The 12,403-nt window shown below is 64.4% G+C and carries 11 protein-coding genes; 6 read left to right on the top strand and 5 right to left on the bottom strand.

Going from position 1 to position 12,403, the window contains the following annotated elements:
• Positions 1-16 precede the first annotated feature (16 nt).
• A complete protein-coding gene (gene phnF / locus FJ425_RS24540) occupies positions 17-760 on the top strand; it encodes a phosphonate metabolism transcriptional regulator PhnF (RefSeq protein ID WP_140635561.1) in 744 nt (247 codons plus the stop codon).
• Between the two features lie 302 nt (positions 761-1,062).
• Here phnF and FJ425_RS24530 read toward each other — a convergent pair whose 3' ends face one another.
• The 5 genes from FJ425_RS24530 to FJ425_RS24510 form a co-directional block, all read right to left on the bottom strand.
• On the bottom strand, positions 1,063-2,079 hold the full coding sequence (locus FJ425_RS24530) for a zinc-binding alcohol dehydrogenase family protein (protein ID WP_140635563.1): 1,017 nt from the start codon (positions 2,077-2,079) through the stop codon (positions 1,063-1,065).
• 62 nt (positions 2,080-2,141) lie between these two features.
• Positions 2,142-3,107 (bottom strand): ABC transporter permease, encoded by a 966-nt coding sequence (locus tag FJ425_RS24525; protein WP_140544531.1) that lies wholly within the window; start codon positions 3,105-3,107, stop codon positions 2,142-2,144.
• Positions 3,104-4,657, bottom strand: a complete 1,554-nt coding sequence (locus tag FJ425_RS24520) for a sugar ABC transporter ATP-binding protein (RefSeq protein ID WP_140635565.1) — start codon at positions 4,655-4,657, stop codon at positions 3,104-3,106. Before FJ425_RS24520 ends, FJ425_RS24525 begins: the two co-directional genes overlap by 4 nt.
• A gap of 157 nt (positions 4,658-4,814) precedes the next feature.
• A complete protein-coding gene (locus tag FJ425_RS24515; protein ID WP_140635567.1) occupies positions 4,815-5,810 on the bottom strand; it encodes an ABC transporter substrate-binding protein in 996 nt (331 codons plus the stop codon).
• A 337-nt stretch (positions 5,811-6,147) separates the two neighbouring features.
• Positions 6,148-7,653, bottom strand: coding sequence for an altronate dehydratase family protein (locus tag FJ425_RS24510; protein ID WP_140635569.1), 1,506 nt, complete (start codon positions 7,651-7,653; stop codon positions 6,148-6,150).
• 355 nt (positions 7,654-8,008) lie between these two features.
• On the opposite strand from FJ425_RS24510, the gene FJ425_RS24500 reads away from it, so the two are divergent.
• The 5 genes from FJ425_RS24500 (at position 8,009) to FJ425_RS24480 (ending at position 12,280) form a co-directional block, all read left to right on the top strand.
• Positions 8,009-8,911 carry a GntR family transcriptional regulator gene (locus tag FJ425_RS24500; RefSeq protein ID WP_140544539.1) on the top strand — a complete coding sequence of 301 codons (903 nt, stop codon included), beginning with the start codon at positions 8,009-8,011 and terminating at the stop codon, positions 8,909-8,911.
• Between the two features lie 144 nt (positions 8,912-9,055).
• Complete coding sequence (locus tag FJ425_RS24495; protein WP_140726654.1) at positions 9,056-9,403, top strand: hypothetical protein; 348 nt, start codon at positions 9,056-9,058, stop codon at positions 9,401-9,403.
• Between the two features lie 88 nt (positions 9,404-9,491).
• Positions 9,492-10,049 carry a copper chaperone PCu(A)C gene (locus FJ425_RS24490; RefSeq protein ID WP_140726651.1) on the top strand — a complete coding sequence of 186 codons (558 nt, stop codon included), beginning with the start codon at positions 9,492-9,494 and terminating at the stop codon, positions 10,047-10,049.
• Positions 10,050-10,080: 31 nt separating this feature from the next.
• Positions 10,081-10,599 carry a YcnI family protein gene (locus FJ425_RS24485; RefSeq protein ID WP_140726649.1) on the top strand — a complete coding sequence of 173 codons (519 nt, stop codon included), beginning with the start codon at positions 10,081-10,083 and terminating at the stop codon, positions 10,597-10,599.
• A gap of 52 nt (positions 10,600-10,651) precedes the next feature.
• Positions 10,652-12,280 carry a copper resistance CopC/CopD family protein gene (locus FJ425_RS24480; RefSeq protein WP_140726646.1) on the top strand — a complete coding sequence of 543 codons (1,629 nt, stop codon included), beginning with the start codon at positions 10,652-10,654 and terminating at the stop codon, positions 12,278-12,280.
• The last annotated feature ends 123 nt before the right edge of the window (positions 12,281-12,403 follow it).

Genomic DNA, 12,403 nt, shown 5'->3' with positions numbered 1-12,403 from the left:
CGTTGGGGGCGGGGAAATGACCGGGCTGGCAAGCAGCATCGAGAGGCGTAACGGCGTATCGCTATGGCGGCAGATCGCCGACAGGATCCTGCAGGCGGTCGCCAATGGCGATTTCGCCGAGAATGCCGCGCTGCCGCCTGAAGTCGCGCTGGCGGAGCGCTACGGCGTCAACCGCCATACGGTGCGTAGCGCCATTGCAGCGCTGGTGCAGGAAGGCGTGCTGAGGGCCGAGCAGGGACGCGGCACCTTCGTGTTGTCGCGCAAGCGGCTGTCCTATCCGATCGGCGCGCGCACGCGCTTCTCGACCGGGCTGCAGGGGCAGACGAGCGAGCGGCATATCGCGCTGCTGTCGTCATCCACCGAGCCGGCCAGCCGGCGCATCGCCGAGGCGCTGGGCATCGCCAAAGGCGCTGCCGTCATCCGCTTGGAGACGCGCGGCGAGGCCGACGGTCATGCGGTGTCGCGCGCGACGACCTGGTTCGATGCCAAGCGCTTCGCCGGAATCGAGGCGGCAATGGCGGAAACGGGATCGATCACCGCCTCGCTCAAACGCTTCGGCATCAATGATTATCTGCGGCATTCGACCGTGCTGTCGGCGCGACACGCCGACGCCGACGACCTTGCAGCCCTCGATCTGCAGCCCGGCGCCATCGTGCTGGTCACCGTCGCCATTAACGTGACGCTCGACGGTGAGCCGATCCAGTTCGCGGAGTCGCGCTTTCCCGCTGAGCGGGTGGAGCTGAAGTTGTCGGTGTTGTAGGGAGTGCCGGCCTTATACGAGACCCGTGATTTATCCGACCCACGCTGATGTCAGCTCAGCTCGGCCGCTTAATTGTCAGCGGCTTCGCGTTTGAGGATCGCCTTCCCCCACTCCGTCGCCGCTTCGCGGCGCCACCTCTCCCCCCTCCGGAGGGAGAGGAAGGGTGCCAGCTGGAATCGCCTCGTGCCTTTCCTCTCCCCCGTCGACCGGGGGAGAGGTGGCTCGGCGAAGCCGAGACGGAGTGGGGGTCGACCCGTGCGGCGCTCCGTCAATTCGGGCCGAGTTCACCGCCTGTCCTGTTATCACCCGACCTCGATAACCGCCTTGATCAGTCCCGACTTCTCATGCGTCCACCGGGCAAGGTCGCGCGGCGTTCCGGCGAGCGTGGTGCGATGGGTGACGAGCTTGTTCAACGGCACGGCGCCGTTGCGGATCGAATCTGCGACATGGTCGAAATCGGCCTTCAGCGCGTTGCGGCTGCCGATCAACATCATCTCGCGCTTGTGGAATTCGGGGTCGGAGAAGGTGATGTCGTCCTTGACGACGCTGACCAGCACCAGCGTGCCGCCATGCGCGACATGGGCGAAGGCCGACTGCACGGACTGGGTGTTGCCGGTCGCGTCGAACACAAGGTCGAACCCTTCGCCGGCGGTTGCCTGCCGGACCAACTCGGCAGCCGGCACCTTCGAGCTGTCCAACGGGACAAAGCCGAGCTGCTTTTCGGCGAAGCCGAGACGTTCGGCGCTCATGTCGAGCAGGCTGACATCCAGCCCGGCGATGCGCGCGAAAATCGCCGTGCCGAGGCCGATCGGGCCGGCGCCGATGACCAGCGTGCGCTGGCCGGGCAGCCCGAGCGAGCGGCGCACCGCATGCGCGCCGATGGCCAGGAATTCGACCGCCGCGGCGTCGGCCAGCGACAGGCCGTTCGCCGGGTAGAGGTTCTGCGCCGGCACCAGAATTTCGTCGCACATGGCGCCGTCGCGATGGACGCCCAGCACCTCGATCCTCACGCAGCAGTTCGGCTTGCCGCGCCGGCAGGCGATGCATTTGCCGCATGAAAGATAGGGGTTGATGACGACCGGCTCGCCGACGGCGAGATCGACACCTTCGCCTTTCTCGATGACAGTGCCCGAGACCTCGTGCCCCATGACGCGCGGATAGGCCAGAAACGGGTGCTTGCCTTCGAAGATATGATAATCGGTGCCGCATATGCCGACATGGCTGACCGCGACGCGCGCCCAGCCGGGCGGCGGTGTGCCGGGCCCGGCGCGGTCTTCGAGGACAAGCTCGCCGGGCGAGAGGCAGACAACGGCTTTCATAGGCAATCCAAGGCAAAAAGCGCCGGCCTCGCGCGGGCCGGCGCGGAAGGTTCAGGTAGGAGTCATTTGCCGCGACGGCGCAGGCCGTCGAAGTAGACGATGACGATGATCAGCAGGCCGGTGATGACGCGCTGCCAGAAGGTGTTGACGTTGAGCAGGTTGGCGCCGTTGTTGATCGTTGAAAGGATGAAGGAGCCGATCAGCGGTCCATGCACGGAGCCGATGGCGCCGAACAGCGAGGTGCCGCCGATCACCGACGAGGCGATAGCCTGAAGCTCATAGGTGTCGCCCTGTGTGGGGTTGCCGATGCCGATGCGCGAGGCCAGCAGAACGCCGACGATGGCGGCAAGCAGGCCGGACAGGATGTAGGCCATGAAGATGGTGCGCGGCACATTGACGCCCGACAGACGCGCGGCCTCCGCATTGGAGCCGACCGAGAACAGGTAACGGCCCCAGCGCGTGTGGTGCAGGAACACGTAGGAGGGGATGGCGACCAGGATGACCATCCAGAACAGATAGGGGATGCCGAGCAGCGAGCCGCGGGAAAACGCCTGAAAAGGGTCGCTGTTGATGGAGATCGAGTTGCCGTTGGTCATCAAAAGGCCGATGCCGCGCAGCGAGGTCATGGTGGCCAAGGTGATGATGAAGGGCGGCAGGCCCATCTTGACGATGCCGAAGCCGTGGAAGAGGCCGATAGCGACGCCGACCAGCAAGGTCGCCAGCACCGCCGCCCAGATCGGCCAGCCGGCATTGATCAACAGCGCGACGATGACCGTGGTGAAGCCGACCACCGCGCCGACGGACAGGTCGATGCCGCCGGTGATGATGACGAAGGTCTGGCCGACGGCCAGGATGGCGATCAGCGAGCCTTGACGCAGAAGGTTGGTGATGTTGAGCGTCGTGGCGAAGGACGGCGTGGCGAAAGCCAGCACGATCCACATCAGGAGCAGAAGGCCAAGCAGCGTCAAGCCGAACAGGGCGTTGAAATTGCGCTTGGATCGTTCGGCGGGGATCGCCTCGGTGCTCATATCTGTCCTCCCGACTTTTCTTGTTTCTCGGCCAGTGCCTGACCCAAAATGTCCTCGTGGCTCGCGGTCCGGAAACCATGGGTCGCGACCAGCTTGCCGCGCCGGAACACATGCAGCGCGTCGGCAAGCTCGTAGACTTCCGGCAGATAGGACGAGATCAGGATGATGCCGGCGCCCTTGGACAAGAGCGTCGAGAACAGGCGGTAGATCTCGGCCTTGGTGCCGACATCGACGCCCACCGTCGGCTCGTCGAAGATGAACAGCTTGGCGCCATGCGCCAGCCATTTGCCGATGACGATCTTCTGCTGGTTGCCGCCCGACAGGCTGGAGGCGAGCGCATGGCGCGTCGGCGTCTTGATGCGCAGGTCGGCGATCTGGCGGTCGGCCTCGGCCTTCTCCTTGGCGCCGGAGATCAGAAAATTGCTGGAGATGCGTTTGTAGATCGGCAGGTTGAGGTTCATGCCGACCGGCAAATTGAGGCACAGGCCTTGGTCGCGGCGGCTTTCCGGGGCCAGCGCCATGCCGAGCCGGATCGCGTCGTGCTCGGAATTGACCTGGACCTCCTTGCCTTGCCACAGGATCTGGCCGGCCGATTTCCTGTGGCGGCCGTAAAGCGTGGTGACGAACTCGCTGCGGCCGGCGCCGATCAGGCCGTAGAGGCCGACGATCTCGCCGGCGCGGACGGTCACCGAGACATTCTCGAAGCCTTTGCCCGAAAGGTTCTTCGTCTCGACGATCGTGGCGCCGGGGGTGAAATGCTCCTTGTGGTAGATCTGCTCGATCGAGCGGTTGATCATCAGCTTGACCAGCTCGGCCTCGTCCGTCTCGGTGATGTTGCGGGTGCCGACCAAAGTGCCGTCGCGCAGCACGGAAACGCGGTCGGCGAGCTCGAACACTTCCTCCATGCGGTGGCTGATATAGATGATGGTGACGCCTTCGCCTTTGAGCCGCCGGATCAGCTTGAAGAGCTGGTCGGCCTCCTTGCGAGTGAGGTAGGCGGTCGGCTCGTCGAAGATCAGGAATTTGGTGCCGCGCACAGTGGCTCGCGCCGCGGCGATCAACTGCTGCTGGCCGATGGTGAGGTCGCCGAGCACGACATGCGCCGGCAGGTCGAAGCCGAGGCCGTCGATGATCTTCTGCGCGTCCTTGACCATGGCGCGCTGCTGCAGCAGGCCGAAGCGGGATTCCTCCTCTCCGAGGAACATGTTGGCGGCGACGGTGAGATGGCGGCACAGCACCACCTCCTGGTGGACGGCGTTGATGCCGAGCGCCATCGCCTCGTAAGGGGTGGCGAGCGCCTCGGCTTTGCCTTCCCAGATCACCTCGCCGGAAGTGCGCGGCATGACGCCGGTCAGAAGCTTGATGAGGGTGGACTTGCCGGCGCCGTTCTCGCCGACGATTGCGTGGATCTCGCCTGCCTTGAAGGCAAGATGCACAGGCTTCAGCGCATGCGTGCCGGGGTAGCGCTTTTCCAGGCCGTTGAGCTCGAGGATCGTCCTGCCCGGTTCCAACGTGGGGGCCGGGTGCAATTCCTGCGCCGTCGACGTCATGACAATCCTCCCAGATTGGCCTCAACCATTGGGTACGCAGCGATGCATCTGACGCGCATCTTGAAGGCGGAGCCTAAATCGAGCCGGCGAATTTCCAAATCGTCCTGATGGATGTTTCCGGGGCGCGAGGCCCCGGAAACGAGTGTCGCGACGCTGCTCACTTGAGCTTCGGGTTGAGCAGCGCGTCGATCTTGGGATCCTTCATGTTGTCCTTGGTGACGAGGTTCGCGCCGGTGTCGACATTAGCCTCGACCTTCTCGCCCTTCGAGGCGGCCAAGGCGGTCTTGATGCCGTCATAGCCCATCCGATACGGATCCTGGACGACGAGGCCCGAGATGACGCCGTCATTGAGGAACTTGATCAGCTTTTCGTCGCTGTCGAAGCCGATCAGCGCCACCTTGCCGCCGAGATTGTTTTCGGCGATCGCCTGGCCGACGCCCTGTGCCATGATCAGGTTCGAGGCGAAGATGCCCTTGAGGTCCGGATTGGCAGTGATCAGGTCGGTCGCGATGTTCAAGCCCGTGGTGGCCTGGCCGTCGGCATATTTGTCAGCGACAAGCTCGAGGCCAGGATACTTGGCCTTGATCTGCTCGATGAAGCCTTGCTTGCGCTGCTCGAGCGAGCCGGCGCCGGGAAGCGCCGTGATCAGCGCGACTTTGCCTTCTACCTTGCCGCCGTTGGCGGCGCCGATGGCGGCGGCGAGGCCGTCAGCGGCGACGCGGCCGCCCTGCACGTTGTCGGTGGTCAGGAAGGAAGTGAAGGCCTTGGAATCGGCGCCGGAGTCGATGCCGATGACCTTGACCTTGGAGGCAGCCTCGTCGATTGGCTTGCCGAGCGCCTTGAACTCGGTCGGCGAGATGACAACGGCCGCCGGGTTGCTGGCGACGGCGTTTTCCAGGATCGAGATCTGGCCGTTGACGTCGGTTTCGGCCTGGGCGCCGAGTTCCGGCACGTTGACGCCGAGATCCTTGCCGGCCTTGCGGGCACCGGCCAGAACGATCTGCCAATAGAAGGATGTGGTATCCTTGACGATGATCGGAATGGTCACGTCGGCCGCCGAGACGGGCGCGGAATGCATCACCCCGGCGAGCATCGAAGCGGCGGCCAAAGCCACGAAGCCGCGGCGGTTGAGAAGGCTGGTCACGAATTTCATTAGGTTCCTCCCTAAGTCGCCTGGTGAAGGTTGCGGAAGCTCCATCTGGATAGGCGCGGCCCAAACAGAACTTTATCAATAAAAAACAGATACCGTTTTTTGATAGAGCATTGCCGTGACCGATGCAAGCGATGTCTGTTGCCATGCATGATGCGGGTCAGGGCCCGTTCGGCTCCTCCCTGGCAGTGCTCGGATGCTCCCGTTCCTCCTTATCGGCATGGAACGATAATTTCATATTTCTGTCAATATGGAATATTCATTCCATAGAAAAAGCCTGCACGGTTGTGAAGGTCGCCTCCTGTTGTCGGTGGCGCTTCCGACGCGATACGGCCTGCGATTAAAGCGTCGCGCCGAGGTGCCAGGGCACGAATTCGTTGTCGCCGTAGCCGAACGCCTCGCTCTTGGTCTTGCGGCCGGACGCCGTCTCGATGATCAGCTCGAAGATCTCGCGGCCCATGCCGGCTATCGTCTTCTCGCCCGAGGCGATGACGCCGCAATTGACGTCCATGTCCTCTTCCATCTGGTGATACATGGTGGAGTTGGTGGCGACCTTGATCGACGGAGTCGGCCGGCAGCCGAAGCAGGAGCCGCGGCCGGTGGTGAAGACGATGACGTTGGCGCCGCCGGCGACCTGTCCGGTCGCCGAGACCGGGTCGTAGCCGGGCGTATCCATGAACACCAGGCCGCTGCCCGAAACCTTCTCGGCGTAGCCGAAGACGCCGTTGAGCGGCGTCTGGCCCCCCTTGGCGACCGCGCCCAGCGATTTCTCGAGGATCGTGGTCAGGCCGCCGCGCTTGTTGCCGGGCGAGGGGTTGTTGTCGATCGAGGCGCCGTGTTTGGCGGTATGGTCCTCCCACCACTTCACAAAGCCGTCGAGCTTGGCGGCGATTTCGGGAGAAGCGGCGCGGTAGGCCAGCAGATGCTCGGCGCCGTAGATCTCGGTCGTCTCCGACAGGATGCCGATGCCGCCGCAGTCTGCCAGGATATCGACAGCGGCGCCCAATGCCGGGTTTGCCGTGATGCCGGACATGCCGTCCGAGCCGCCGCATTGCAGGCCGACGACGATCTCCGAGACCGGGATCGGCTCACGCTGCAGCTGGCCGACCTCCTCGGCGATCTCGGCCAGAACGCCCATCGCGCGTTCGACCGATTTGCGCGAGCCGCCGGCTTCCTGGATGTTGAAATGCCGTTTTCCCGCGGCCGCTCCCTTCTGGCCGTAAAGCGTAAGCTGGTTGACTTCGCAGCCCAGGCCCACCATCAGGATGCCGCCGAAATTCGGATGGCGCGCATAGCCGGCTAAAGTGCGGTGCAGAACCATCATGCCGTCGCCGGTGGCGCTCATGCCGCAGCCCTGGCCGTGCACGATCGGCACGAAGCCGTCGATGCCGGGATATTTCGGCAGAAGCGTGCGGTTGGCTTCGTCCGCAATGGCGTGGCAGACGGTCGACGAGCAATTGACGCTGGCGATGATGCCGATGAAGTTGCGCGTGCCGGAGCGCCCATCGGCGCGGCGGTAACCCATGAAGGTGCGCTTGCGGTCGGCCTCGGTGGCGTGCTCGGCCTCGCTCGGCGGCACCACCGGCAAGCGGCCGCTCTCGAAAACCAGATTGTGCGAATGAACATGCTCGCCGGGCGCGATGTCTTGCGTGGCGCGGCCGATCGCCTGCGCGTATTTCACAACCGCTTCGCCCGCCGGGATCGGCTTGATCGCCACCTTGTGGCCCGGCTCGATCACGGCAGCCGCGGTTGCGCCGCCCGGCAATGGCGTTCCGATCTCGATGCGCCCGTTGGCGACGGCGACATTATCGGAGGGTGAGAGAAGGATGGTGTTTGCAACGTTCACGGGCGGCTGTCCTGGGTGATCCTGGGAATGCGGGCGGATTGACTTGCGCCCGTTTAAAGGTAATGTCTTTTATCGGGAAAAAACAATTTTGCGTCAATTGTTTTTTCGCTCGGTTGGCGCTCGTCTTTTGGACGCCAGCGCCGCCCGTTTGGCAAGCCGGCGAAAAACGTTCCGCTTTTCGGAGGCTTGAGCCAGAGCAATTCCAGGAAAAGTGCGTAGCGGCTTTCCGTCCGGAATTGCGCAGAAACAAAGATTTAGCGCAGTTCGGCGATTCCGAGAAACGCTGAACTGCTCTAGGAACACCGACCATATCGCGTTTCCGGCAGGCCGCCGCAAGCGTTGGGGGATACGGGGCATGTCGAAAAGCAACAATGTCTACAAGGATGCCTATAACCGCTGTCTGCGGCTGCTCGACGAGACCAAGAGCCTGCCGTCGGAACCGGAACTCGGCACGCTGCTCGGCGTCAGCCGCACCACGGTGCGCAGCATCCTTGCGCGCATGGAAGAAACCGGGCTGATCGACTGGAACAAGCGCAACAAGACGGTGCTCAGGGCGCCGCGGCCGGAGGATTTCTTCCCCGAGGAGGAGACCGACTCGCTGGCCGAGATCATCGAGCGCTCCTTCATGCGTCGCCTGCTTGCGGGGGGCGCGGAAGCCGGCATGCAGATCAACGAGCTGGAGCTGGCGCGCGAGATCGGCGTCGGCACCACCAGCGTGCGCGAATTCCTGATCCGCTTCTCGCGCTTCGGGCTGATCGAGAAGCGGCGCAACAGCCACTGGGTGCTGAAGGGTTTCACGCGCGCCTTCGCGCTGGAGCTGACCGAGATCCGCGAGATTTTCGAGCTGCGTTCGGCAGCGGCTTTCGCCGCGCTGCCGGAAGATAGCGCGGTATGGGCCGATCTTGACCGGCTGGAGCTCGAGCATCGTCAGCTCGCCAGCGAAATCGCCACGCGCTTCAACGAATTCTCCGAGCTCGACGAGCGCTTCCACCGGCTGATCCACCGCGCCTCGCACAATCGCTTTATCGTCGACTTCTACGATGTCATCGCGATGATCTTCCACTACCACTATCAGTGGAACAAGGCTGAGGAGCGCCAGCGCAACGAGGTCGCTATTCAGGAGCATCTCGCTTACATCGCGGCGCTGAAATCGCGTGATCCCGGCAAGGTGGACGCCGCCTGTCGCAAGCACCTGAAGTCGGCGCGCCAGACGCTGCTGACCTCCATTCCTGAAGGGCGGCAGATGCAGCCCGCCTGATAGGCGGGCCGCGATCCACGACGACCCATCGCGCCGCGTTGCCGCAGCGCGGTTTTGCCGATTTCCCGCGCGCATTCCGCGTGCTACCGTCGAGGCGTTTCCGGGAGAGGCTTTGCGTTGGATATCCGGCTGAGACGAAGGAGCATGCCGGCCGCGTTCGTCGCGGCGCTGCTTCTCTTGCTTCAGTCCTCTCTCGGCGCTTTCGCCTTCGGCGCGCCTTCGCAGCTCGACGCCTTCGGCAACGTCATCTGCACGCATGAAGGGGCCGTAAAACTCCCCGGCGGCGATCCCCACCAGCAGCATCTGCCGGCCTGCTGCTCGCTCGGCTGCAACATGGTTTCGGCGGCGCATCTGCCGCCGCCGGAAGCCGGCGCGCTCTCCAGAACCCGGCTTTTCGAGGCCGTCACCTTCCAGCTTCCGGCCTTCCGGCACCAGGATTTTGCCCGCGGCCGCTCTCCGGCCAATCCGCGCGCGCCGCCGGCGATGGTCTGATCCGCGGAACCTTCCGCGCGCCTATTCATCCAAAGATCAGACTGTTCGCGGCCGCTTTCCGGCGCGATCCCCTACTCATGGAGCAACCATGTCCAATCTTCTTCCCAAGGCGCAAGCCTTCGCCCTTCGCGGCGCGCCGCCGTTCCACCTCCAGCTGCGCGTTGGCCTTGCCGTGCTCAGCCTTTTTCTTCTCTTGGCCTGCATTCCCGCCGCCCTGGCGCATGAGTTCAAGGTTGGCGATCTCGAGATCGAGCATCCCTGGTCGCGGGCGACGCCGCCGGGCGCCAAGGTGGCCGGCGGCTATTTCACCGTGATCAACAAGGGCAGCGTGCCGGACCGGCTGCTGTCGATCTCCTCCGACATCTCCGACAAGGCCGAACTGCATGAGATGGGCGTCAAGGACGGCGTCATGACCATGCGGCCGGTCGAGGGCGGGTTGGAGATCCCTGCCGGCGGCAAGGTCGCGCTGACGCCGGGCGCCTACCACCTGATGTTCACCGGCCTGAAGCGGCAGCCGAAGCAGGGCGAGAAATTCCCCGCGACGCTGACCTTCGAGAAGGCCGGCAGCGTCACCGTCGAGTTCGCCGTCGGAGGCATGGGCGAGACGGGCAGTGGCGATATGGGCGACATGGATCACGCCGAATAATCCGCCCAATTCGAAATCAGAGGGACAATTCATGAACAAGTATCTTTTGGCGGCGGGCGCGCTTTGCGCGCTCGGGACCAATGCCGCGCTCGCCCACATCACGCTCGAAACGCAGGAAGCGGCCGTCGGCTCGACCTACAAGGCCGTCTTGCGCATGCCGCATGGCTGCGAGGGCAAGGCGACGACCGCGGTGCGCGTGCAGATACCTGAAGGCGTCATCGCGGTGAAGCCGATGCCCAAGCCCGGCTGGACGCTGCAGGTCAAGAAGGGCAAATACGAGAAATCCTACCAGCTCTATGGCGAGACGTTGACCACCGGCGTAAAGGAAGTCGACTGGAGCGGCGGCAATCTGCCCGACGAATTCTATGACGAGTTCGTCTTCCGCGCTTCGCTGGCGGCCGATCTGCCGGCCGGCCAGATGCTCTATTTCCCGGTGGTGCAGGAATGCGGCGATGCCGCCGAGCGCTGGATCGAGATCCCAGCGGCGGGCCAGGACGAGGACGCCTTGGAAACGCCGGCGCCCGGCATCAAATTGCTGCCGAAGAAATGATCTCTGTTGGCGCGCTCCCTCGGGATGCGCCACCATTTCCAGTTATGACGGCATGAACGCAGCACTGCCTTCCTCGATGAACCGCATGCTTGCCGGCTCGCTTGTCTGGCTGGCGGCAATGCTCGTGGCGATGGCGCTGCTCGTCGTGCCCGGCCGCGCTTTGGCGCATGCCGCGCTCATCGCGACCGACCCGGCTGACGGCGCCGTGCTGACGCAAAGTCCCGGCAAATTCTCGCTGACCTTCAGCGAGCCCGTCTCGCCGCTGGTGCTGACGCTTGTGCGGCCGGACGGCTCGCAGCTTGCGCTGACATCCTTCCGTCTCAAGGACCAGACGGTCGAGATCGACAATCCCGAAGCGCTCAAATCCGGCACGCATGTGCTGAGTTGGCGGGTCGTTTCGGTCGACGGTCATCCGGTCGGCGGCTCGGCGCTGTTTTCCATAGGCGCGCTGAGCGCGGCACCAGTGGCGGGCGAGGCGGTCGACTGGACGCTGCGGGCGATGATCTGGCTCGGCAAGCTGTTTCTCTATGCCGGGCTTTTTCTCGGCATCGGCGGCGCGTTCGCGCTTGCCTGGTTGGCCGAGGAGCGGCGCCGCGGCCAATGCTTCGTCATCGCGGCGCTTGTTTTCGGCCTCGTCGGAGCGCCGCTTTCGCTCGGCCTGCAGGGGCTGGATGCGCTCGGCGCGCCGCTCGCCCGGTTTGCGACACCGGCTGTCTGGAAGACCGCGCTCGAGACGAGCTTCGTCTGGACTGTGTTGCTCGGTCTGATCGCGCTTGGCCTGGCTTTGCTTTCCCTTGCCGGACCGTCGGGCTTGCGCAAGCCGTCGGCGTCCGTAGCGCTTCTCGGGGTTGGTGCGGCCCTTGCCGCGAGCGGTCACGCCAGCGCCGCCGAACCGCAATGGCTGACGCGGCCGCTGGTGTTCCTGCACGGCACCGCGATCGCCTTCTGGGCCGGTGCGCTGGCGCCGCTCGGCCTCGCGCTGCGGCAGCAGCCGGCGGAAGCGAAGGCTTTCCTGCGGCGCCTCTCGCGCGCGATCCTGCCGGTCGTGGCAGTCCTTGCCGCCAGCGGCATCGTACTGGCGATCATCCAGGTGCAGCAGCCGGTGGCGTTGATCCATACCGCTTATGGCCGGCTGCTGCTGCTCAAGCTCACGCTGCTGCTCTTCCTGTTCACGTTGGCCGCCATCAACCGGTGGACGCTGACGGCGCCGGCCGTGGCCGGCGACACCGAGGTGCAGCGGCGGATGGTGCGCTCGATCGGCATCGAGGTGGCCATCGTGCTTGCCATCTTCGGCGTCGCTGCCGGCTGGCGTTTCACCCCGCCGCCGCGCGCGCTGGCGATCGCCGCCGCGCAGCCGGTGTCGATCCACATCCACACGCTGAAGGCGATGGCCGATCTCAGCATCACGCCGGGCCATGCCGGCGAGGTCGCCGCTTCGATGATGATCATGACCGGCGATTTCGGGCCGCTCGACGCCAAGGAGGTGACGCTGGTGCTGTCGAAGCCGGATTCCGGCATCGAGCCGATCAAGCGGCCGGCGAGAAAATCCGGCGACGGCACCTGGCGTATCGGCAATCTCGTCATCCCGCTCCCCGGCCGCTGGAACGCCCGGCTCGATATCCTCGTTTCGGACTTCGAGGTGGTGAAGATCCAGGCGCCGATCGATATCCGCGCAGAGTGAAATTGAGAGTGAATGGTGAATAGTGAATGGTGAATAGCAGGCGATTTTCGTTTCCGCGTCGCGACGACGTTCGCCTGTCCATTTCACTATTCACCATTCACCATTCGCCCTCAGTCTTCACCC

The sequence above is a fragment of the Mesorhizobium sp. B2-7-2 genome (assembly GCF_006440775.1).
Taxonomy (GTDB): Bacteria; Pseudomonadota; Alphaproteobacteria; order Rhizobiales; family Rhizobiaceae; genus Mesorhizobium.
The sequence above is the reverse complement of the archived record's forward strand: the minus strand, read 5'-3'. Positions and strand labels throughout refer to the sequence as shown.